This is a genomic window from Nostoc sp. ChiQUE02, assembly GCF_034531305.2.
In the GTDB taxonomy this organism is placed as follows: Bacteria; Cyanobacteriota; Cyanobacteriia; order Cyanobacteriales; family Nostocaceae; genus Nostoc.
Map to the genome: position 1 here is coordinate 132,274 of NZ_JAVRBN020000007.1, position 22,767 is coordinate 155,040.

Sequence of the window (22,767 nt, forward strand, 5' to 3'; positions counted from 1 at the left end):
GTAGAGTCGACATCTTCAAACAGCAGTTGCGGATTTTCACCGAAAGAGCCGAATGAATTCAGTTCTAGATCAACAGCAGATATCTCTGGCGGCTGATTGGTAAATTCTGGAACAAAATCTAAAGCTTCTGGTTGTTGCGATCGCCTGAGAATTTCTTCTCCTGGATGCTGGACGAACAACGGTGTTTCAGTCGTGGAGGCATCGTTTATTGCAGGAGAAATAGTTGAGTTACTCGGTGATAACTCATCAAATAAATCATCTTCCGAATCTGCTGAGAATATCAAATCTAGCTGCTCTTGGTGCTGGAAATTGATATCAAAATCTTCTTCTATGTCAAAACTCGCTATAGGAGTAGGTATGGGCTGCTGACTATCGGCAAAAATATCATCAGCCGCCGCAGTAAACAAACTCTCATCTAACGCCCTTTCTACATTCTGCTCAATTAAGGAATCGAATTCATCCTGTTCCTCTGTGATTTCCTGGCTCCAAAAGTTGCTCAGATCATTTTCTAATTGAGAAAACTCAGGTACTGCTGTTGGAGATGTATCAAATAAATCACCGATTTCTGGTTCACTTGTAGGCAGTAGTGTCTGTTCTTCCATTTCAGCAAACAGGCTGTCCAAAGACAAGCCTGTTGGCTGGGGTAATTCTATGTAGTCACTAGGGGTAATTTCTTCTACCCAATTTGCATTTCTAGTTTCTAAGAATAAATTATCAAGACTGTTTTGTTGGTTGTTAGATAGTTCCACATTGGCGAACGCCTCAGTTTCTGGTTGAGTCACTTCGCCTGTAGGCAATACTTCAGCATCATCTAGAGCCAGTGCCAATAAATCTTCAACTACATTATTTTGGACAATCTCCTCAGGAGGCTGATTTGTCTCACTAGGAATATCAATAAATTCTTGTAAATTTTTCGAAGAAGAATCTAAATTTATATCAAGTACGTTAATATCACTCAACTCTAGAGTTGTAGCAGATGTTTGTTGATTTGGCGGTTCTGAATTCTCTTTTTCTAGGAAATTGTCGCCAAATAACAGGGAAATATCTTCTGTAGTGGCTGTAATTGTTGGGTGCTGCGCGTTGCTTATGTCTTCATCAAAGGAGAGTAAATCGGATAAATCGCCATCAGCAGCTTCAGTATCACTGCTACTGAAATCAATTCCAAAGTCATCAGTGGCAACAATATCTAAAGTTTCTTCTTGATGCCAAGTTTCATCTAGTTCGGGAGTCTCACCTTCAAATAAATCGGCAAGCGTATTTAACTCAGCTATTCCTACCTCTGGCCCATTGGGGTCAAGATTGTTACTGATTGGATGCGCTTCTTCATGTGTGGTGAAAGTAAGACTAGTAGTCGCAGCGCTTAGTTGTGTCCCTTGTAACTGGAGATAGGGGCGTACGCTAGTATCCTCGTCGAGATTAAGTTCTTCAGTTGCCTGGGCTAGATTAGTTATGACTAACGGCTTAGTGTTATCAGAAAAAATTGGCTCTGACGCAGTTGATGATTCTGTCAAAGTCGTAGACTGTTCATCAAATAAATCAGGGGTAACTTCTAATAACTCAATTTCTGCAAAGCTCAAAAGTGCTTCTAGTTGCTGACTAATTACAATTTCGGCTTCCCTACTTTGCAAGACTAGTTCTTGAGCTTGCTTGATTTCGGTAATGACAATTTTAGCTAAAGTCAGATAAGTATTTTCGGGATTACCAATCGCACTGGCTGCTGCTTGACACAAACCACACCAGTTGGGCAAATTCCAAGTCTCACCAAGTTTGACTAACTGATGACAGCATTGCTGGAGGTTTTGCCGAGTTGAGGGTGTTGTGGTTTGCTTAAATAGTTGCAACATTTCCCGCAGTATTTGCAGCACTTGGGCTTGAAACTCGCTCCAGTTATTATTTTCTTTAGCAGTGACTGGGAAATGCGTCTCTTGGGGTACTACCGAGTCTGGAGATTCCTGATGGGTGTCTTCTGCCAAACTGGGAATATCTCGCCGCAGGAAAAGTTCTGTCAGTGTGGAGACATTCTCTACAGAGGTTGTGTGTAGTTCTGTTGCGTCAGGACTGCTGGCTACTCCACTCTTTGCTTGTTCTACAAGTAGTTCCAGATGCTGATACAGCCATTGAAAGACCGGCTCAGTTTCTGACATCAAAGTATTAGCTGCATCTTCAGAAAGACCATAAGGTCCACTCAAATGCTCTAACAGCGATTTTAGGGTATCAGATACACCAAGAAATAAAGACTCTAATTTTTGGTCAATCTGAACCGGATTATCTTTGAGAATTTTGAAACAATCTTCCAGACGGTGGGAGGTATGCTGGATGCTAGTCAATCCAAGCATCGCCGCTCCTCCTTTGATGGAGTGAGCCGCCCGGAAGACTTCACTGATCATTTCCGGATCGTTCAGAGTACCCTCTAAATTCAGCAAGCCCTGCTCAATGGTATTCAGGTGATCCCTGGCTTCTTCAATAAAGTAACCCAAAATCCGCTGTTGTTGTTCCGGCAGCATAGTTTTTTAGTCAAGAGTCATTAGTCATTAGTTATTAGTCATTGGTCACTTGTACTGAGCTTTGCCGTTGGCGCAGCCTCTCGTAGAGAAGTATTGGTCATTAGCAAATAACAAAAGACAAATGACAATTTATCTGGTTTCCATAGTTTCCACTCGGAAACGTTCAACGGAGGCGATCAAGTCACGGGATACACCTACTAAGTGTTGTAGGGCACCTGAAACTCGCTGGGCTTCCTGGGAAGTTTCTTGTGCGGTGAGTTCTACTGATTGCATTACATGAGCGACGGCACGGGAGGTTTCAGTTTGTTCCACAGTATCGCTGGTAATAGAGCGCACAAGAATATCGATGCGATTCGCTACTTGAATAATGTTTTCGAGCGATCGCTTGGCTTCTTCTGCCAATTTTGTCCCTTTAATTACTTGTTGTGTGCCTTCTTCCATTGCGGTCATTACAGAGCCTGTTTCGCTTTGGATTTGCATCACAATTTGTTCAATTTCCTTCAGGGATTTAGCAGATTTGTCTGCTAACTGGCGCACTTCATCTGCGACGATCGCAAACCCGCGTCCAGCTTCTCCGGCTCTTGCCGCCTCAATACTAGCATTGAGCGCTAACAAGTTTGTTCTCGAAGCAATCTGGGAAATCAACGCCACAATTTTAGAAATTTCTTGGGAAGATTCTGCCAACCGCTTCACTTTCCGGGTGGTTTCGGCAACGGTTTCTCGAATTTCTAAAATCCCCGCCACGGTATTTTCTACTGCTTCGCCACCTTTGAGAGCGATCGTACTAGCATCACGAGCAACGGTTTCAGCTTCCCGCGCTGCCTCTGCTACCCGCTGAATCGAGTCAGTCATTACCTGTACAGAATTCAGCGTCACCGCTAACTCTTCTGCTTGACGCAAGGCATCACTAGATAAGGCTCTCGCAAAGGTTTCGGAGTTGGTTGCACCTTTTGTTACATCTTTCGCTGCTACTTTTACCTGTTGAACGATATCCCGCAGGTTTTGAATTGTTAGGTTAAAAGCATCAGCTACGGCTCCCAGTACGTCTGCTGTTACTTCAGCTTGGACTGTTAAATCGCCTCTAGCAGCTCCTTCCACATCATCCAACAAACGAATTACCTGACGTTGCAGGTTTTCTTTAGCTTCCTCTTGTTCATCGGCTTTGCGTTGGGCTTCACTTGTGGTTGTGAAAATTACCCGCGCCATTTCATTAAAGCCAGTGGCTAAATGGCCCAATTCATCTTCGGAAAACACTGTGGCTTGAGCATTTAGATTTCCTTGACGTACAGCTTCAAACTGAGCTTGCAGATCATTAGTTGTGCGGCGAATTTGTTTAAGTGCCAGATTCCCCATGAAGCCTGCGGTAGCAAAACCTGCAATCCCAGCAGCTAATGACATTGCCCAACCTGTGTTTCGTACTGATTCTCGTTGCTGGGGTGGCGAAAATGTGGTGGCCACAAAGCTAACTGTGGCTACAACCAGCGCTGAAACAATGCCCACACTTCCAGCAATTAACCATTGTTTCCTTTCAATGGAGGCATTCTCTAACGGTGCTAACCATCCTTGCTCAATGCTGACATTGGGTTCTAGTTTCGAGACATCTGTTTGGCTAAAGACTGGAACGCCTTCATGGGAACCAGTCATCGAGAATAGTTCCTCTTCGCGATCGGCCGTATTACTTGGAAAAGCCTCGACGACTTTAGGGCGTCCACTATCACTAGTTTCTGCTGGAGCAGAATGCATTGCTAGATCGCCGAAGTTAGAATCTCCTTCGATCAGGTCAAACCCTGGAATGTTGCCTAAATCGTCAAATTCCTCAAAGTCATCTAAAAACTCGATATTGCTCTTGGAATTTTCTCCATTCAGTATATTGTTTGAGTCTTCATAAGAACTTAAACCCTCTGAGCCAAAGGCAGACTCAAATGCTTCCATATCAAAATTCTCATCGTCATCAAAGCTATTCTGACTGATGAATTCACCTGATTTAAACTGCTTTTCTTCACGAGGTAGATTACTACTAAAAGATGAAGAATTATCAGATAAATCAGGCTGATAAACTGACTCTGCTGCAAAATCTGTTGGTTTCAACCAACTATGTGCTTCGGTTTCTGGCAAATTATCTTGACTGCCGTATTCCAACTTATTTGTTGCCGAACCATTTCTAAGTTCTTCTTCAACAATTAGTAAAGTTTCCTCTCCAAAACTAGATTTTTTATATTCTAATTCCCCAATACTAAGCTCTGGAGACTTTGACTCACTCAACAAATCAGGGAAATTATTCTCACTATTACCAGCTTGTGAATTAAAAGATGAAGAGTTATTATTGTCAATAGTTGAATTTTCGTGATAAGAACTTATCCCATTATCTGAAAATTGACTATTTACTAATGATTCTTCCAGAATATCTTCTGACAAATCTTCTTGCCAAAAAGCAGGTAACTCTAATTCTGTGTTTTCCTCCCAGTTGCTATTTGATTCTTGTTTCTGTGATTCTTCATCCAACGCAAAAGGATCGTCACCAAAAGCTGTAGAAGAATCTGATATTTTTACCGTTCCAATACTATCTTCTGTGGGTATGTCAAATGGGCTTTTTGAAGATATCTCTTCAACGCCATCCACAGTTTCTTGATGCTCTCCAAAAAAGTTTAAATCAAGGTTATTGCTGTCAAACTCCTCACTAGTGCCCAAATTTTCTAATTCTGATTCGCTATATTCCAGTGAATCAGACATCTCTGAGGAATTTATTTGCTCTTGACTTCCGGATCTATCAATCTGCCCACCGAAAGACTGTAAATATTGATTGATATTCTCAATTCCATTATTGGCAAAACCAATAATTTCTTGATCGTTAGTCAAGCGCAATACCTTTTGATATTCTTCTTTTGCGACATCGTACTGCTGTAAAACATAGTAGATGTGACCCCTTAACAAATGAGAGTTGGGGTCATCTGGTAAATTTTGCACCACTTGGTCAACTAAAGTGGCGGCAACCTCATAATTCCTTTGAACATAGGCGGTCATCGCCTGTTGATATGTTGGCTCGTAATTATCAATACTTGCTGCCATTTCCTCCTCCAATTTCATCCTGCCCACCGCGCACTCCGTAAAATTGCCATTTGATCGAGTAGCCGTAGACATTGGTTGTTTTTAGCACCTAATGACCACTCTCCACGTAAAAAAGGAGCCATAGTATCTGGAACACTAGTTGGTGGCATGAGATTCTGGACATCTAACCAGTCCATACCACCGATTTCCTCTACTGCTAAACCCACCATTGTGTCTTGCTCTTCAATAGCAATCACCGAAATTTCAGCTCTATCCGTATTTAATGCACTTGCTTCCCCCAGAAATTGGCCCAAATCAGCCACCCAAATAACTCGACCTCGTAAATTTAGAGTACCCAAAAGTAAAGGAGAAGCATTAGGAATCGGGGTGATTCTATCAGGACTTAGTTCAATTACTTCCCGGATGCCAGTTGCTTGTAGTGCAAACTCCTGATGCGAGGGAATGTAAAACCTCAAATGTAACTCACCTTCAGGACTTTCTACTTGTAATTCTGGTCGGAAGTGGTCTTGACCGCTGCCACTTAAAAAGTCCGGTTTGCTGACCATGTTGTTTTTATCCTTATCCTCGCAGCAGTTGTTTGACTGTTCCTACCAACTCGGTTGGTTGAAATGGTTTGGCTATGTAGGCGTCTGCACCCTGCTTCATGCCCCAGTAGCGATCAAATTCTTCGCCTTTGGAAGAACACATAACCACAGGGACATTTTGGGTTTTTGGATCGGATTTTAACCGCCGACAAACTTCGTAGCCGTTCATCCGGGGCATGACAATATCCAATACCACTAAATCAGGAGGTGCGCTTTGAATTGCCTCCAATGCTTCTAATCCGTCACTGGCATGGGTCACTGTTAAGCCAGTTGCTTTCAGGAGGTCTGTAATCATCTCCCTTTGCGCGATACTGTCTTCCACAATCAGAACTGTACTCATAAGTGTCTATTTACCTCCTGATGTAGACGTTCCTATTTGGAACATTCCCTGATTCCTCCGCAAGTATTAACTGTATAAATTAATTCTATGTTTTCACTATTTTTCTGGATATTGAGGTTTCACTGAGTTGGCTGACTCTGTGATAACATCTTTTAACTCATCTTTTAGTAGATCAACAAATCTTCGATCTCTTTATATGTCCAATCCCTCTTAGGAGTTTTGAGTGGTGAGTGGAGAATCTCACTTTTTTACTCGGAACGGACTAAACCCTAGCTATCCGCTAACGGAACTGTTTTGCTCCATACCCAATGCCCAATTTTCATTGGTTGTTAATATATTTATCCACGAGCATGAGTAACTCAGTGTCTGTAAATGGTTTTGTTAAATAATCTGTAGCCCCGACCATCCTAGCTTTGACTCGATCAATAAATCCATCTTTACCAGTAAGCATGATAATTGGTGTGAGCCGAAATGCTGTTGAATGTCGCAGCATGGCGCAAACCTCGTATCCCTCCAATTCCGACATGGCAATGTCGCATAAAATTAAATCTGGTTTGAGTTGAAAAACCAGACTCAGTGCCTCTAAGGGATTGGTGAGAGCGATCGCTTCATAACCTTGTGGTTGTAGGATGGAATTTATAGTCTCACCGATGGCGATCGCATCGTCAATACATACTATCCGCCCCCTCTGTTTTCCCTTCAATTCCCAGCTCTCACTGTGTTTATCTAGTTTAGTTGTATCTACGTATGCTAACTGTAGCCAACTCTGTTGCACGTATGGGTATATTGCCTTAGCGACTGTCAAAATGTCTCGGTTGAGATGGCGAGCCAGTTGTCGCAAGGATGTTTTCCCATCAGCCCAATGTTGTAGCTTATTCACGGTTGCTTCTGGTAGGGAAGATTGTAGCTGAACTTTGTCAGATAACACTGGCAATTGTTCTGGAGACTGAATGTGTGGATAGAGTTGCTTCCACTCTTGCACCTGCTTCGTAATTTTTGTCACAAATGGAGCAATCTCGAAAGTGTTTAATTGCGGCGCAAGTGCTACACCCTGATGGAAAATGAAGTTACCTTGGTGTAAACTCAGCAGGTCAAAGAGAGTTTCATGCACCAAGCCGTGAATGATACTACCAGCTATTTTTGGGTTGATGATATTCCGCTCCAAGAGTGCCCAAAGATATGCATACTCTGGCGAGTCGCTTGGTGGTAGGGAAGCAATTTGTTTGTCAGTGAGTCGCATCTCAACTCGGTAATGACGTAAATAATCGCTAATTCTGGATAAACTACTCTCGCCTTCTTGACAATAGATAATTTGACCATTCAGGAAAAAGACGAACCAAGACTGTTGTTTGGGGCGATAAATGCTTGCTCCGTCTCCACTTAGTTTGTTGTTATGGTGAGAGCTATGAGCTTCTACCCATAGTTGCCCAGTTCGCTGTCCTAACTCAATCAATTGCAGGATACTGCAAATATCAATTTCATTTAAATTTCCCTGCATTTATCTAAAAAGTACTCCTTAAGTATTTCTGATATCTGAATCCTTCTTTAAGTATTGATTATCGAGTATTGGAAAGATTTTGACTCTGTTCTGATTGTCATTAGGGAATACATTAAACTATAAACCTTCATCTTTCGTAATACACTTCGACAAAGCTAGTGTTAACACGGAAGTCATCATCACTGTCATCAGTACAAAATATAAAGGCGCGACTAAGTCGCTTTTATAAGTATCAAGACGTAATATCTTGCGTCTATAGTTTTGTCTGTCTTGTTTTCCTAAACTTCGGTTTAGTGAGGCAAGTTAACAGAATTATTTAAGGTATATCCCAAAACACGAACTTTAAGTGCATCAATAAAGGACTAACGGTGTGCTGTATTTAGCAGAAGTACAAAAACAGAAAGGTGGTTTACTCAGTGGCGGTGCCAAAACCGAACTGAAACTGCTAGCTTGTCAGCGAACTGACCAGAATTGGAGTACTGTGTCGGAAGAAGTGATTGCCGCTGAGGACGCAAGCAAATTAAATGATGGTGCTTTGGTACTGGTTGAAATGAATCCGAATCGTCAAGTGCAGCGGATTCAAGAAGCAGGGCGTCCACTAGTCAACATTTTGCAGAATTTTTCCCGCCAGTTGGAGAAATTTAAGCTCAAGGAAGATGAGATCGATCAGTGGAAACAGTCGCTAACATTTCAGGCGCAAGAGTTGAATCGCCGTGAAATGGACATGGAAGTACGAGCAGAACAGTTGCAACAATTGGAGGATGAGGTACAACACCTGGAGGAGCAAAAACAGGAAGTTGACACCTCGCGCCAGGAAATTGAACGCTTACAAACAGAAGTTGAGCGCAACCGCCAAGAGTTGGAAGGGGCTTGGGAGCATTTACGGGGTGAGCAGCGTCGCCTAGAGGAACGTCAAGCAGATTTTAAACAAGGGACGGTTTTGGATGAAGAGCAAAGTCGGGTAATGAGTGAGTTACTCGATCGCTTGTCTAGTCGTGTTGCTCCCACGGAAACAGTCAGAGAACAGCTGCATCTAGCCTTGGAATTGGTCGAAAAGCAGCAAGCTACTCTCACTCCGCACTGGCAAAAACTGGAGGAGGAAAAAACTGCGATCGCACAACAGCAAGAAGAAGTTGAGCGTTTATCACAAACCTTTAGCGATCGCCAAAATGCATTGCAAGAAGCACAAAATACTCTAGTTCAGCAAACAGCCCAATTGCAGATAAATACAGCAGACCTTACCAGCAAGCAAGAATATGCTCGGATAATTAAAGAGCAGTTAAGAAACGCCGAAGAGTTATATCAACAGATGCACTCTTTAGCTGCAACATCTGGTGATGTAGTTCTCGGCCAGCAAGCTGATCTGGAAGCTTTGGAGAAAATGCCTTTAGAAGAACTACAAAAGATAGTGCAAGACTTGCAGCATAAGTTAGAAATAGACGCTAGCTTTGTTCACGATCAAGAACAAGAACTGAAATATAAACAAGAAGCTATAGAAGAACTCCAAACTAAATTAAATCAGGCATCTGACCACGATCACATCAATTTGGAACTAGAACTAACTGATGAAAAAGACCTTTATCAGATGCTAAACTCCAGCTTGGTGGGACAACGCCGCAATATGCTACAGCATCAGAAGTTTCTCAAGCAACACCAAACTGTACTGCTGCGGCGCCAAGGACATCCTGTTGCTGAAGAAGAAGAAAGCAACAACAAAATTAATTTAGAACCAATTCTGTTACAAATTGAAACCCAGCGACAACAATATTCACAGGAAATCCAAAAGCTGGAACGTGAGATTGAGCAAATTCGTTCTGGTGTTGAGCTAAATCAGGGAATGATTGACAATCAAACTCACGATCTAGATGAAAAGCGCCAAGAACTGAAAGCGCTCGAGGAAAACTTGCTATCCCTACGAAGAACAACTGCTGAATATTGTGGTCGAGTGAATCTTTATCAAGAAGCACTACAACCAATTCAGGATTCTCTAGATGAATTACGGCAAAAGCTGCAAGGAATTGGAGAATCTTTGGATCAATTCCAGGAAACTGGTGATTATCAAGTCCAAGCGATCGCTCAGTTGCGCCATACTCTCCAAAGTTTAATGCCTCAGCCAGAATTATTAGCGTCTTAACAAGTACTTGGGCTTTAGCCTAACTAAAGCCCAAGTACGAACTATGAGCATCCCAAACCTGATACTTTAATAACTTAAATCGACTGAAATAAAATACCAATAATTAGACCAACTATTCCAGCAATTAAACCAGCACAAAAGAAGTAAAAAAACAATTCAAAACTTGCTTGAATATTTTGGGTATATCTGAAATAAAATATTGCCCAAATCGCTCCAAGCATTCCTGAGATTACTGTTGGAGTCGTTACAATTGCTATGACACTTTGAGTTTTCATTTATATATGTATAGTATTATAAACCGTAAAATTTTCTAGTTAAACACATAAAAGCAACGATCGGAATTCGACAAAAAATAAAAGAAATACGCACGAATAGCATCTATAAACACGTATTTATCAAAAACGGATTATGAATAAAATCTGATAAAAATCAATCCTCTTAAAACTGCTCCTTCAATAATGCCTATAATCCAGAAATTTAAAATCCAAAAGAACCAGTTGAAGCCTTCAGCGCCAATAAAGATATCACCTGATGCTTCTTTAGATGTCCTTGAACCAACTAAATGGCCAATAAAACCACCAACTATTCCACCAAGCAATCCTCCCAAAAATGAGTAGAAAAATAACTTAAGAGTTACTTGAATATTTTGGCTATACAGTAAATAAATTATTGCCCAGAGCGATCCTATGATTGCTGAGATTACTACTGGTATTATTATATAAAAAATTATCCCTTTCATCACTTTTTTTGCGGTCTTAGCTATGGGTAAACATATAAGGTTCAGACTTGATAGTAACATGACAAAAAATATCGCCATAAAGCTAGTAATATAAGTACAAAAAAACTGTTTTTACAGTCTCGCTATGTTGGGATTTAGCTAGAAATTAACTACATTTATGTCTTGTCAAGGAGCCAAATATGTCTAATAAACATTTACGCAAAGTAGTTGCTAAAACCACTGATATAGCAATCCTATTTAAGTTGTGAAAATTATCAACCGCCTTCGCGTAGCGTCTCGTAGAGAAGCCGCCAAGAGCGCCAAGAAAACAAACAGACAATTTCATAAATGATTTAGGATCGCTATATTTATGTCTGGTTCATTTTTTTCACAACTCATTTAGGATTGCTAGATATTTATTTCCTTTAATATTGAAAATTCTAAAACTAATAATGTGCATAGTCCCTGATAAGAAAAAGCCTTTAAATAACTATTTCAAACAGATCCAGTCGCCTTCTACTTGAGCTATCGCACCACCAGGAAATGGATCAGTTTGCGATCGGTTGGGCGCTATAATTAAAGCCCTTAATTTTTCGATGTGTTCAAAACTAGGAGCATCAGTCAGTATTTGCTGCAATACCTGACGCATCACGCGACGTTGCAACGCCAATGGTGCTTTCTGCAATACTCGACGATTTAACTGTAAGGGAACGAGAGGAGTAAGGGAATCTCCTTCATGCCCCATACCCATCGCCTTCTCCCGCAACTCCTGGGCAGCTTTTTCTAAATATTCCACTTCTGCTTGGAGAAGTTCTGCTGTTTGGGCTAAGGCTGATTCTACTTGGGGGTTGAAATTATCTCGCAAATATGGTAATAATTCTTGGCGAATGCGGTTACGGGCATATTGTAAATCTTGATTGGTGGAATCTTCCCAAATCGGTAATTTAAACTCTTGACAAAATTGCTCTGTTTGTGAACGAGTAATTTCTAAAAGTGGACGCACTAGCATAATGCCTGTAGTTAGGGATCGTTGCCAAGTCAGGGCTTGTAAGCCATCAGCACCAGTACCGCGAATTAAATTGTAGAGGAGAGTTTCGGCGCGATCGCTGGCGGTGTGTCCTGTAACTATATATTGATAATTATTTGCCTGAGCGATCGCACTTAAAGCTTGATAGCGCCAATCGCGTGCAGCAGCTTCACTATTTATAGATTTGTTGGCTGTTTCTAAATAAAAGCATATACCCCAAGTTTTAGCCAAGTTTTCGACGTGGTGAGCATTAGCTTCGGAGTCGAGACGCCAGCGATGATCGCAGTGAGCAATACCTAAATACCATCCCCACTTGGATTGTAAATCTAAAAGTAATTTTATTAAACACAGAGAATCTTGTCCGCCGGAGACAGCGATTAATAGCCGTTGATTGCGCTCAAATAAATGGCGCGATCGGATGGTGCGATGTATTTTTGCATGTAAAGGAGTCCATACCATTTTGGTTTTTTTCAGCGCACACGGACACAGATAATTTTCTATTATATCGGTGTCTACCAACGTGCATCGGCGGTTACAATTTTGATATTAATTTTCACTTTACTTGAGTTGCTGGCGAAGGTCGTCGAGCGGAGAGTTTTCCTGTTTTATTTCTAATCGATTATTTTTTTGTTTGTCTTCGATTTCAGTTTCATCAGGGCAAAATTCTAGACGTAATCTAATTTTACCTGTTCGCCATTGTTGACCAGGTATTAAAACACAATATTCAAATCCTTCTCCAAATATTCTTGACCCCGAAGATGTACAGTGTTTTGCCCAAATTTTGTTGACTTCCTTTAATAACTGAAACACTATTTGAGTTCGGGGTAAATTTTCAAATACTTCTTGGTGAAAATGCACAACATCATCATCAGGATTTAGAGATTCCCATTCATGATTCATAATCAATTTCCTGTAACTCAATTTATAGTTCCCAAGAGTTTGGAATTAATTGTTTGGATTTAACTTTTTGCAGCCACAACTTATTTAACTGTCACCACTGAGTTGGGGGAAAGTAATGAAAAATTCTCAGCACCGTTAGCGGTAGCAGGGTGTTAAACCAGTACTGAGTCGTGAGAATCAGGCTAAAGATGAGGCGATAGAAGTAATTATACTCGTAACTTAATCTGTGCTAATTAAAACTTAGTATATGTCTCATACCCAAGGGTGAAGGACATTATACATCATAAATTTCTGTTGTAATTAGTGCAGGGTAGAGCTAGCGTAAAGTGGACAATTTGACAATCTTTAATACTCAAACTACTTGGCGTATAGTCATAATCTGTCCGCACGCAACAAGAACGCAAGACACTTGATATATGGTTCAGAATCTCGAAAGAACACGCCAGAGTGCAAGGTTTCCAGAAACTGCACCGGCTGCTAATCCCGTATTTTTTAGAACCTATAGCCGCCGTACAAAGGCGGGACTAAGGGAAACATGGGATGAAGTATGCGATCGCACTCTACTCGGCTTAATCAAGTTGGGAAAGCTAACTCAAGAAGAAGCTGCCATACTGGATCAGATGCAGCGCAACTTGAAAGCTATGCCCAGTGGACGCTGGCTGTGGGTTGGTGGTACAGACTGGATAACCAAGCCAAAGAATTTTTCTGGCGCTTATAATTGCACCTCTACTAATCTCGAAGACTGGAGTGCCTTCGGATTAATGATGGATTTGGCAATGATGGGCTGTGGTACTGGAGCTGTCCTAGAACCACAATTTATTAACCAGTTGCCCCCCATCCGTAATCAACTTAATATCACTGTACAAGGTGAAATTGGCAGTACTCCTGTTCAACAGCGGCGTGAATATACTGAAACTCATATAGAAGGCAATAACGTCACTATTCACGTTGGAGATAGCCGTGAAGGTTGGGTTGAATCATATCAAGCCCTATTAGAACTCTCCACTGATGAGCAATTTTCAACAGAAGTTGAAGTATTAGTTGATATCAGCGATGTCCGCAAAGCAGGAGAAACTCTCAACGGCTTTGGAGGAGTTGCGAATCCGGTGAAATTGCCCGGACTTTATCAGCGTTGTGCCTCCATCCTAAATAAAGCTAGAGGACGACAATTAAATTCAGTTGAATGCTGTCTATTAATCGATCAAGCTGCTGTAACAATTGTTGCCGGTAATATTAGGCGTTCAGCTGGTATGAGGCAAGGTTCTAGCGAAGATAGTTTGTTCGCCGATGCCAAAGATAATTTATGGCAGCAAGATGAAAGTGGCAACTGGCGAATCGATCCAGAGCGTGATGCACTCAGGATGGCAAACCATACCAGAGTTTTTCACCGCAAGCCAACCTTAGAAGAATGTGTTGGTGCTGTCCGCAAACAATATTACAGCGGAGAGGGAGCGATTCAATGGGCTGGTGAAGCCGTAGCGCGATCGAACATTGATTTGCTGCCAACACAAGCTTTGAAAGTTAGTTTTTTGCAAGCTTATGAACAAGGAACAGCAAAAGATTGGTTAAAACAACGTTATCCCAATCTTGATGCTAATGAGCTAGAACATCGTTTAGCTCGTTACGGTTTAAATCCGTGTGGTAATTGATTTTGCCTCACGTTAAAAACCTCGCAAAAACGGGGAAAGCTGAGATGCTAATCCCGTGGTAATCAAAGGAAGTAAAAAGCCTTTGACACCGTACAGCGTAGAGAGTGAAACTAGATTAAATAAAAAATTTGTGTCTAGAATATAATCTCTCCAAGAGTGCGGGGGCGGATGTGAAAAATACTTTTATGATCTGAAGTCACATCTGCAAAATGTACGCGGAGCTACTGCAAATAATCAAGCAGTAGAACTAGGGGATAAAAAGCCTCTAGGGTAACAAATCTGGAAATCATCGGTAGTAACTTCCACTGTAATTTGTCAGAGGTTCACCTTAATCAAATCGACCCACATAATTACAAAGAACAAGAAGAGGCTTTCACTGCTGGGGCGTTATCTGTAGCAGCACTTTTAAATCACAAATTTCTGGAACCACGCTATCAATACAGCCGTGAATTAGACCCGATTGTGGGAGTTTCTTTTACCGGTTTATTTGATTTCTTTGTCCATGCGTTTGGTGTTGATTGGCTACGCTGGTGGGAAGAAGGAAGACCCGCAACTGCACAAGGATTGGCTTTCAAGCGCGAGGAACAGAAATACCTAAGTTTCTGGAAAGATACTGTACATCGAGTTGTTTGGGATTATTGCGATCGCCACAATCTCAAACGTCCAAATCGTTGCACCACAGTTCAACCCAGTGGTACTAAGGCTTTATTAACTAATGCTAGTTCAGGGTGGCATCCCCCCAAAGCACAAAGATTTATTCGCCGGATCACCTTCGGAAAAAATGACCCAGTAGCTTTAGCTTGTATTGACTATGGTTACAACGTCATTCCCTCTCAATCAGACAAAGATGAACAGGGCAATTTGCTTAACGATCCCTTTGATTCACGGGTGAGTGAATGGCTGGTGGAAATCCCTGTTTCTGTAACTTGGGCTGATTTACCAGGGGCTGATGAAATTGATGTTTCTAAGTTTTCAGCCTTAGCCCAATTTGATTTTGTCCTCCAGGTTCAACGTTGGTACGTGACTCACAACACATCAGCTACTTTGGAACTCCGCTCTGATGAAATTGAGTCTTTGGGGCAGCGTATCTATGAAACCATCCAGAATGATGAGGGATATATTTCAGCGGCTCTTTTAGCCCGGTTTGATGATTTGCAATCATTCCCACGTTTGCCGTTTGAACCAATAGACAAATCAACCTACGATCGCTTGACTCAAGAGGTGAAAGCGCGGCGTAAAACAGATGACTTCTGTGCAGTACTAAGCCGCTACGATTTAGGCGAAATGACAGAGGCCGGTCCTAGTGGTTGTGATTCTGATAAGTGTATGTTTCCCGATCAGCAACCAACTTCATAAGGTGAAATGACTGAAGACTGGGGACTGGGGAGCAGGGGAGAAGTTGCAGTAAGTTTTTCCCCTCTTTCCCTCTTCCCCTCTCTCTGCCCCTTTGCACCTCTGCCTCTTGTACTCAATGCCCCATGCCCCATGCCATAACACGTTACGATCAATTAAGAAGTAATAATTTTTTACGGCAGTGCCAGGAGTCTTTTAATGTTCATTAATGAATTGTCACCTATATTCAGAGAATTTACTCAGCATCCAGTCTCATTTGTGGGTGGGTTCTTCTCTGGTGTGCTTCGGCTTAACCTTGCTGACGATCCTGTTAAAAGCTGGCTGGATAAACAGATCCGCTCAAATAGTTACACCAACAACACAACGGACGCGCATAACGGCAAAGGTACTGGCCCTCAGCAGATTTCGATTGACTAAAAACCTCAAGCATACATAGTTAAATTTACTACAAAAAAAGGAGTCAGAGCTGCCTTCGGTAGCGCTGACTCCTACTTTCTGCAATGATTATTTTATTTTTTGGAAGTCCCTTACTCCTTGATTGGCACTCTGAGCATGAGTGCGCCCACCAAGTCAGATGTGGGGCCGGCTGGGAAATTTATGTGGCAAAGGGCACACTCCGCCCTAAAGTTGCTGAGGGGGATTGAGCGTCAATAGTACCATTTATTGTCCACGCGCTGGATGGACGTGTATGCCTGCCCTGCCAGTGCCAGCGCGTTTGCTTGACGCTCAAAGTTGTCGCGGGGGCGATCGTTTTCCCGAAGTGGGCCGACGGTGCCGACCAACCGCATATCCTTGTTCTGATCGTTAAATATCAGCGAGATGGACTGCTTACCCTGCTCCACGTTATCCGCCGTGGTTTCGTCAAACTCCTGCGTCAGCGCTGCAAACAACGTGTTGAGCATGAGATCGCTCGTCTGTTGGGCAAACTCAATCTTCTGAGTTGGGGGTGGATAGTCATAACCACGGGCAATTGACGTGAAACCAAACCCAATGACGAAGACCAGCACAAAAATTCCAAAGCTGACTAGCTTTTTCAGACCCATTCTCTTATTCATTCGGTTTTATCTTTTTCCTGACTTATACCAATCCTGTGTGAAGATACACATAACAAGACCCCGATGTAGTCTCCCCTTGATAAGGGGGGACGGCGTAGCCGGGGGATAAATATATACAACTTCACAAAGAAACGATATTAGGAATTCCGCATCACGGATTGAACCTTTACCGAATAAAAGTAAAGAGCAGAAGGCAGAAGGGAAGAATTTATTTTCTACCTACCAAAAGAGTATGTTCACGTAGTATTTTGTAGAATCTTATCATATTGCTCAGGGAAAATACTAGTACAGGACTGCAAAATCTAAGTACCATCTCAATTAACAAAACTTGGCACTTAATCAAGTGTTAAAGGTAGGCAAACTTCCACCACAGTGTACTAGTCTGTTGCCTGTCTGTTCGATAGCGCAACGAACCAAAGTACCTTCTTTGGCGATCGCGACGCAACGCTAGACTTTTTATCTGACTTTCCACATCTTGTGAAAAATCAAGATAGCCGCCCCGTCACTTGGAGCATTGGTAATTTTTCTTCATGCCCCATTCCCAAAAACTCCAACCCACTCTTAGGTTGGAGTTTTTCATGTAATAAGAGTTTGTCAAATCTCGTACTTTGAAAAATGTCACAATCAGTTATTATATGAGCGTATGTGTAAGTTCAGCCAATGCCATTTGATTGACTACTCTCCTAAAACATTCACCGCAACATTGGTGAATCATGGAGGGTTATGCAATATTTGCAATTTTGTTAAATCTGTTTTTTAGCTGAACTAATTGCTCTTTGTTGAAAATTACGTGATCCCACATGACTATTTACGTTGGAAATCTCTCCTACCGCGCCACTGAAGCAGACTTAAGAGCAGTGTTTGCAGACTACGGCGAGGTGAAAAGAGTTGTATTGCCTACCGACCGCGAAACAGGACGACTACGGGGCTTTGCATTTATTGATATGACTGAAGATGCTCAAGAAGATGCAGCCATTACAGAATTAGATGGTGCAGAATGGATGGGTCGTCAACTCAGAGTTAATAAAGCCAAGCCGCGAGAGGATAATCCCCGAGGTAGTTGGTCGAAAAAACAAGACTTTTAACAATGATGGTTTTTAAAATAGTAAATTGTTTTCTAGTTAAACAAGACTCAGTAGCTGAAATTGACTAGAAATAATCAAGCACAAAACAACTTGATAGAACTACGCCCGACCAGTTGCGATCAGTAAATGAATATCACGACTAGTCGGTTTTTATCCTATTACAAAAATACTAAAGCCAGGTCTATAGGCATCGAAACATGGAATCCCTAACCTCTCGTATGCACGCGGTACAGTCGCCGATTATTCCTGTGGTTGGGGAGCTGATTAAAAATTCTCCTAGAACAATCTCTCTTGGACAAGGTGTTGTTTCTTACAACCCACCACCTGAAGCCATAGAATTTTTATCCAAATTTCTGGCTGAACCAACCAATAATCTATACAAATCAGTTGAGGGAATTCCTGCATTGCTGACAGCAGTTGCTGGAAAATTGCAAGCCTTCAACGGGATTGAAATCAATGGGGGAAACTGCATTGTCGTGACAGCGGGAAGCAATATGGGATTCATGAATGCCATTCTTGCTATTACTAACCCAGGCGATGAAATTATTCTGAATACACCCTACTATTTCAACCATGAAATGGCGATCACAATGGCTGGCTGTCATCCAGTATTAGTGGCGACAGATGAAAATTACCAATTGCGTCCAGAAGCGATCGCTCAAGCAATTACACCCAAAACACGGGCTGTGGTCACAATTTCACCAAATAATCCGACTGGAGTTGTCTATTCTGAAGCAGCATTGCGCCAAGTAAATCAAATTTGTGGCACTCGCGGCATTTACCACATCAGCGATGAAGCTTATGAATACTTTACCTATAACGGGGTAAAACATATTTCACCTGGTGCATTTGCTAATAGTAGCGAGTACACCATTTCTCTCTATAGCCTTTCCAAAGCATACGGTTTTGCTAGTTGGCGCATTGGCTACATGGTGATTCCCAAACACTTACTTGTCGCCGTCAAAAAAGTCCAGGATACAATTTTGATTTGTCCGCCAGTAATTTCCCAATATGCAGCTTTAGGGGCATTGCAAGCAAAAGCGGAGTATTTGGAGAGTAATATAGGTGCAATAGCTCAAGTTCGGCAACTAGTACTCGATTTCCTTAACTGCTTACAAGGTTTATGTAGTATTATCCCCGCCAATGGCGCTTTCTATTTTTTCCTCAAAGTTAATACTCAAATAGATGCTTTTGAGTTAGTTAAAAGACTAATCCAGGAACATAAAGTAGCAGTTATTCCAGGTACAACCTTTGGCATGGATGACGGATGCTATCTACGCGTTGCCTATGGGGCGCTGCAAAAAGAGACGGCAAAAGAAGGTATAGAGAGATTAGTGCAAGGTTTGGAAACTATAGTTAGGAGTTAGTAGTCATTCAATTTTGGATTTTAAATTTTAGATTTTTTCTTAAATTTATGAAAGCGTTAAGCTGTGTTAGCGTATCTCGTCCGCAATCCCAAATATAAAATTGAAAAGATGCCGATTTTTAATAAGTTAATTGAAATTGAAACGGAACCAAAAATTAATATTTATAATATCACACCACAAATCCAAGATTTTCTGGCTTCAACATACATTAAAAATGGACAAATTTTAGTATTTTCTCGACATACAACAACAGCTTTAGCTATCAACGAAAATGAAGCCAGATTGTTAGAAGATATAAAAGTGTTCTTGCAAAAATTAGCACCGGAATCAGACAGCTATTTGCATAATGACTTGCATTTAAGAGATGTCCCGGAAGATGAGCCGATTAATGCTCACTCTCACTTAATGGCAATGATGCTGACCACGAGTGAGATAATTCCTATTGTGGATGGTAAATTAGCTTTGGGAACCTGGCAATCTGTGTTGTTTTTTGAGTTGGATGGCCCGCGTAAAAGAACGGTATTTGTCCAAATTTCTGGCGAATAATGCTACATCACACCTGCAATCCTCCTAGAACAACCTAAATCTGAGAGAATTACGAACACGACCAACAAGTGCATCAGTTGAATTTACTTACAGCAATCAAAAACCTGAAAAAATGTTTTCAAGCATAATCTTCCTTTCCACAAACCAGGACTTTCGTTGTGTCAAAGGCAGACGCAATTAGTTATGAAAAATAACGATAATTTTGTATTACGTAATACTTGGTACTATGCTCTGCCTAGTAATCAGATCAAGCCAGGTATGATGATCAGCCGCATTTTCTTGGGAGAACCAGTGCTGTTAGTTCGCAGCCAGGATGGTAAAGTCTCTGCGATGACGGATATTTGTCCCCATCGTGGTGTGCCCTTGAGTTGTGGTAGATTCAATGGGCAGGAAGTTGAATGCTGTTACCACGGTTGGCGCTTTAACTCCGCTGGGCGCTGTACTGCGATACCTTCTCTTGTAGAGGAACAGCAAATGGATTTGAGTCGCTTTGACGTGCAGTCCTATGCAATCCGGGAAGCCCAAGGAAATATCTGGATATATATGGCTGATCCCGATAACCCTCAACCTGCTTCTGAGATGGAAATTCCGGTAATTCCAGGGTTTGGGGAGCGATCGCACCAGTTTGTAGAGGTGGTAAAATTCCCTTGTTTTATAGATCATGCAGTGGTAGGCCTGATGGATCCTGCTCATTCACCCTACGTTCATCGCGCTTGGTGGTGGCGAAATGAGCAATTGCACGAGGAAGTAAAACAATTTGATGCTTCGCCCTACGGCTTCACAATGCGACGACACCGATTACCAGCGAATGGTGGTCGATTATACTGGCTGATTGGTGGTGGTGTACCGGAAACAGAAATTTCTTTTCGTTTACCTGGAGTCAGAATAGAAGAAACCACAATTGGCAACCATCGAGTCGTTAATTTAACGGCAGTTACACCTATTTCAGACACAGAAACTGAGGTAACTTTTGCTCTTTACTGGACACTTCCTTGGGTGGGATTTTTCAAACCACTGTTACATGTGCTGGCACGAACTTTCATTGGTCAAGACCGGACGGTTGTGGAAAAACAGCAGATTGGCCTGAAATATAATCCTGTGCTACGGCTGATTAAAGACTCAGATATGCAAGCGCAGTGGTACTACCAGTTAAAGCGGGAGTATGCTCGGTCTGTCGCTGAAGGACGAGAATTTGTGAATCCTGTCAAGGGTCAGATACTCCGCTGGCGTGCTTAAATTACTCCAAAGTAAATTCTGCAAATTCTCTTTGTGCAAACAGCATATTTCGGTCTACGGCTGACAAAATTTTATTATTGGTGCGATCGCTATTTAAACTGCGACCAACTAACTGCGCGACATCTGCACGATTGATGCTACCAATAATGTGGGGATCTTCAGTCAAAACGCCATTACCCGTTGCTGGTTCTGACTTGAGTCCACCAGGACGGATGATTGTATAGGTGAGTCCACTGGCAATTAAGTGTTGTTCAGCTTTGTCTTTCTCAACTAAAACTGTTCCCAGTGCTGCTAAAACTTGGGGTGACAGAGCAACAATACTATTACCAGCACCAATAGAAGATACAAGAATAAACTTTTGTACTCCAGCTTTAACTGCTGCATCGATCAGATTTCTATTACCAGGATAATCTGCCCTTTCTCCCTCTGATGGTAAACCGCCAATTGTACTAATAACGGTGTGAATAGGTTCATCTGTAAGCATTGCGCGTTCTACATCGCCAACATTCAAGGCATCTCCTAGAACTACTTCAATACCGATTTTTTCTAGTTCAGTAGCAACTGCCGCTGTTCTCAGGAGTGCTTTTACCTTTAGCTGTTGCGCTGTGAGATATTGAGCAATTTCTCGACCAACACCGCGACTTGCCCCAGCCAGAAAAATATAAGATGCACTTGTCATAATTAGCTTAACTATTTACGCTCAAAGGATTTTATCAGAGGATTGGCAGTATTTAATAATTGCTCAAGCGACTGAGATGCTTCTGGTTGATGGCGAACATAAGTGTCAATAAACAAACTAATGATTTCACCCATCAGCAAACGGAAGCTTTCTTGAGGTTGGGTGGCGGGAAAGTCCAACAAGGGTGTCTCTAGGGTGGAGTCTAGCCGATCAACTATCGAAAAGTGATTTGCCCCATCCAGAAGTACCAGATAGCTATCATTTCGTCCTCCAGTAATAGCTTCTTGGAATGTACGGATGACTGGGGTGGTAGTATTTCCAGGACTCACACCGTAGAGATCGCTGTTGTTCATAATTACTCCATCACAGGTTCCTCCCATCAGTAGAAGTGGTAGGGAGTCTGGTAAGGATAAGATAGTACCCGCCTCGTACCCCAATAATAACGTTGCCATAGTGTGTAAACCATAACCAAAAGATGCTGCAATTTGAGGGAAAAAGTCGGGATCAGCATTTTCAATCGCTACTCTACCACCTGCGGAGTGTCCACCTAAAATTATTCTTTGTAGATCAAGCATTCCAGCTAAAATACCCTCAGACTGTAACTGTTCCACTTTCGCTAGCAGTGTTGGCAAAGCCAAAGTAGTGGGAACAGTACGATAAATTGTTGGTTTCATCTTTTCAAAATCAACCCCTGGAGTCAGACTAGTTATTCCTGGTATCATTTCCGCAATCCAGTTAAAGAGAATCACCACTAGTCCACGTTCAGCGAGTTTAACTGCCAACCATTGATATTGTTGAGCATCACAGTTAAAGCCATTGAAGAAAATCACTACTGGAAAAGGTGCCTTTTCTAAATCAACTGGCAAAATTTCCCTATTTCTTTCTCCCTTACGCTTCGATATCTGTGCTGGATAGAAAATTTTCAGGTGGATGGTATCGTAAGGAGACTGGAAACCCTCGACTTTAGCAGCTTGGAAAAAAGCACGAACTGTCATCTGGTTCTTCCTGATATGATTGAAAATTTTT

18 protein-coding genes and 1 pseudogene are annotated in these 22,767 nt (G+C 41.9%); 7 read left to right on the forward strand and 12 right to left on the reverse strand.

Annotated features, from left to right (window positions below; all coding sequences use genetic code 11):
- The 5 genes from RM347_RS09860 to RM347_RS09880 all read right to left on the reverse strand — a co-directional run.
- Window positions 1–2,504 (reverse strand): Hpt domain-containing protein (locus RM347_RS09860; protein ID WP_428850537.1); only part of this gene is annotated, 2,504 nt, incomplete at its 3' end.
- A gap of 129 nt (window positions 2,505–2,633) precedes the next feature.
- Window positions 2,634–5,570, reverse strand: coding sequence for a methyl-accepting chemotaxis protein (locus RM347_RS09865; protein WP_322716255.1), 2,937 nt, complete (start codon window positions 5,568–5,570; stop codon window positions 2,634–2,636).
- A 14-nt stretch (window positions 5,571–5,584) separates the two neighbouring features.
- Window positions 5,585–6,115 carry a chemotaxis protein CheW gene (locus RM347_RS09870; protein WP_322716256.1) on the reverse strand — a complete coding sequence of 177 codons (531 nt, stop codon included), beginning with the start codon at window positions 6,113–6,115 and terminating at the stop codon, window positions 5,585–5,587.
- Window positions 6,116–6,128: 13 nt separating this feature from the next.
- Window positions 6,129–6,494, reverse strand: coding sequence for a response regulator transcription factor (locus RM347_RS09875; protein WP_191759837.1), 366 nt, complete (start codon window positions 6,492–6,494; stop codon window positions 6,129–6,131).
- 319 nt (window positions 6,495–6,813) lie between these two features.
- Window positions 6,814–7,992, reverse strand: coding sequence for a response regulator (locus RM347_RS09880; RefSeq protein WP_322716257.1), 1,179 nt, complete (start codon window positions 7,990–7,992; stop codon window positions 6,814–6,816).
- A gap of 370 nt (window positions 7,993–8,362) precedes the next feature.
- Here RM347_RS09880 and hmpF point away from each other — a divergent pair, with 370 nt between their 5' ends.
- Complete coding sequence (hmpF, locus tag RM347_RS09885) at window positions 8,363–10,126, forward strand: pilus motility taxis protein HmpF (RefSeq protein WP_322716258.1); 1,764 nt, start codon at window positions 8,363–8,365, stop codon at window positions 10,124–10,126.
- 74 nt (window positions 10,127–10,200) lie between these two features.
- Here hmpF and RM347_RS09890 read toward each other — a convergent pair whose 3' ends face one another.
- From RM347_RS09890 to RM347_RS09905, 4 genes are all read right to left on the reverse strand, one after another.
- A complete protein-coding gene (locus RM347_RS09890) occupies window positions 10,201–10,401 on the reverse strand; it encodes a hypothetical protein (protein ID WP_322716259.1) in 201 nt (66 codons plus the stop codon).
- Between the two features lie 131 nt (window positions 10,402–10,532).
- Window positions 10,533–10,865 carry a hypothetical protein gene (locus tag RM347_RS09895; RefSeq protein ID WP_428850538.1) on the reverse strand — a complete coding sequence of 111 codons (333 nt, stop codon included), beginning with the start codon at window positions 10,863–10,865 and terminating at the stop codon, window positions 10,533–10,535.
- A gap of 469 nt (window positions 10,866–11,334) precedes the next feature.
- A complete protein-coding gene (gene tilS / locus RM347_RS09900) occupies window positions 11,335–12,330 on the reverse strand; it encodes a tRNA lysidine(34) synthetase TilS (protein WP_322716261.1) in 996 nt (331 codons plus the stop codon).
- A gap of 99 nt (window positions 12,331–12,429) precedes the next feature.
- Entirely contained in the window at window positions 12,430–12,771 is a 342-nt protein-coding gene (locus RM347_RS09905; protein ID WP_322716262.1) for a KGK domain-containing protein, read from the reverse strand.
- A 416-nt stretch (window positions 12,772–13,187) separates the two neighbouring features.
- Between RM347_RS09905 and nrdJ the strand changes: the two are divergent.
- Both nrdJ and RM347_RS09915 read left to right on the forward strand, forming a co-directional pair.
- Window positions 13,188–15,776: pseudogene (gene nrdJ / locus RM347_RS09910) on the forward strand (ribonucleoside-triphosphate reductase, adenosylcobalamin-dependent).
- A gap of 195 nt (window positions 15,777–15,971) precedes the next feature.
- Window positions 15,972–16,190, forward strand: coding sequence for a hypothetical protein (locus tag RM347_RS09915; RefSeq protein ID WP_322716263.1), 219 nt, complete (start codon window positions 15,972–15,974; stop codon window positions 16,188–16,190).
- Between the two features lie 230 nt (window positions 16,191–16,420).
- Here RM347_RS09915 and RM347_RS09920 read toward each other — a convergent pair whose 3' ends face one another.
- Window positions 16,421–16,816 (reverse strand): hypothetical protein, encoded by a 396-nt coding sequence (locus RM347_RS09920; protein WP_322716264.1) that lies wholly within the window; start codon window positions 16,814–16,816, stop codon window positions 16,421–16,423.
- 812 nt (window positions 16,817–17,628) lie between these two features.
- On the opposite strand from RM347_RS09920, the gene RM347_RS09925 reads away from it, so the two are divergent.
- From RM347_RS09925 to RM347_RS09940, 4 genes are all read left to right on the forward strand, one after another.
- A complete protein-coding gene (locus RM347_RS09925) occupies window positions 17,629–17,913 on the forward strand; it encodes an RNA recognition motif domain-containing protein (RefSeq protein WP_322716265.1) in 285 nt (94 codons plus the stop codon).
- Between the two features lie 197 nt (window positions 17,914–18,110).
- Window positions 18,111–19,280, forward strand: coding sequence for a pyridoxal phosphate-dependent aminotransferase (locus RM347_RS09930; RefSeq protein ID WP_322716266.1), 1,170 nt, complete (start codon window positions 18,111–18,113; stop codon window positions 19,278–19,280).
- Between the two features lie 108 nt (window positions 19,281–19,388).
- Window positions 19,389–19,826: a secondary thiamine-phosphate synthase enzyme YjbQ gene (locus tag RM347_RS09935; protein ID WP_322716267.1), complete on the forward strand. Its 438-nt coding sequence runs from the start codon at window positions 19,389–19,391 to the stop codon at window positions 19,824–19,826.
- A 183-nt stretch (window positions 19,827–20,009) separates the two neighbouring features.
- Window positions 20,010–21,062, forward strand: a complete 1,053-nt coding sequence (locus RM347_RS09940; RefSeq protein WP_322716268.1) for an aromatic ring-hydroxylating dioxygenase subunit alpha — start codon at window positions 20,010–20,012, stop codon at window positions 21,060–21,062.
- 1 nt (window position 21,063) lies between these two features.
- Here RM347_RS09940 and RM347_RS09945 read toward each other — a convergent pair whose 3' ends face one another.
- The gene (locus RM347_RS09945) at window positions 21,064–21,741 is read right to left on the reverse strand and encodes an SDR family oxidoreductase (RefSeq protein ID WP_322716269.1); all 678 of its coding nucleotides are present in this window, start codon (window positions 21,739–21,741) and stop codon (window positions 21,064–21,066) included.
- An 11-nt stretch (window positions 21,742–21,752) separates the two neighbouring features.
- Window positions 21,753–22,736, reverse strand: coding sequence for an alpha/beta hydrolase family protein (locus RM347_RS09950; RefSeq protein WP_322716270.1), 984 nt, complete (start codon window positions 22,734–22,736; stop codon window positions 21,753–21,755).
- Window positions 22,737–22,767: the final 31 nt, after the last annotated feature.

Excerpts from the sequence above, each read along its gene's own strand:
- RM347_RS09865 (WP_322716255.1), bottom strand. The coding sequence starts at position 5,570 with ATGGCAGCAAGTATTGATAATTACGAGCCAACATATCAACAGGCGATG.
- RM347_RS09870 (WP_322716256.1), bottom strand. The coding sequence starts at position 6,115 with ATGGTCAGCAAACCGGACTTTTTAAGTGGCAGCGGTCAAGACCACTTC.
- RM347_RS09875 (WP_191759837.1), bottom strand. The coding sequence starts at position 6,494 with ATGAGTACAGTTCTGATTGTGGAAGACAGTATCGCGCAAAGGGAGATG.
- RM347_RS09880 (WP_322716257.1), bottom strand. The coding sequence starts at position 7,992 with ATGCAGGGAAATTTAAATGAAATTGATATTTGCAGTATCCTGCAATTG.
- RM347_RS09890 (WP_322716259.1), bottom strand. The coding sequence starts at position 10,401 with ATGAAAACTCAAAGTGTCATAGCAATTGTAACGACTCCAACAGTAATC.
- RM347_RS09895 (WP_428850538.1), bottom strand. The coding sequence starts at position 10,865 with ATGAAAGGGATAATTTTTTATATAATAATACCAGTAGTAATCTCAGCA.
- tilS (WP_322716261.1), bottom strand. The coding sequence starts at position 12,330 with ATGGTATGGACTCCTTTACATGCAAAAATACATCGCACCATCCGATCG.
- RM347_RS09905 (WP_322716262.1), bottom strand. The coding sequence starts at position 12,771 with ATGAATCATGAATGGGAATCTCTAAATCCTGATGATGATGTTGTGCAT.
- RM347_RS09915 (WP_322716263.1), top strand. The coding sequence starts at position 15,972 with ATGTTCATTAATGAATTGTCACCTATATTCAGAGAATTTACTCAGCAT.
- RM347_RS09920 (WP_322716264.1), bottom strand. The coding sequence starts at position 16,816 with ATGGGTCTGAAAAAGCTAGTCAGCTTTGGAATTTTTGTGCTGGTCTTC.
- RM347_RS09925 (WP_322716265.1), top strand. The coding sequence starts at position 17,629 with ATGACTATTTACGTTGGAAATCTCTCCTACCGCGCCACTGAAGCAGAC.
- RM347_RS09930 (WP_322716266.1), top strand. The coding sequence starts at position 18,111 with ATGGAATCCCTAACCTCTCGTATGCACGCGGTACAGTCGCCGATTATT.
- RM347_RS09935 (WP_322716267.1), top strand. The coding sequence starts at position 19,389 with ATGCCGATTTTTAATAAGTTAATTGAAATTGAAACGGAACCAAAAATT.
- RM347_RS09940 (WP_322716268.1), top strand. The coding sequence starts at position 20,010 with ATGAAAAATAACGATAATTTTGTATTACGTAATACTTGGTACTATGCT.
- RM347_RS09945 (WP_322716269.1), bottom strand. The coding sequence starts at position 21,741 with ATGACAAGTGCATCTTATATTTTTCTGGCTGGGGCAAGTCGCGGTGTT.
- RM347_RS09950 (WP_322716270.1), bottom strand. The coding sequence starts at position 22,736 with ATGACAGTTCGTGCTTTTTTCCAAGCTGCTAAAGTCGAGGGTTTCCAG.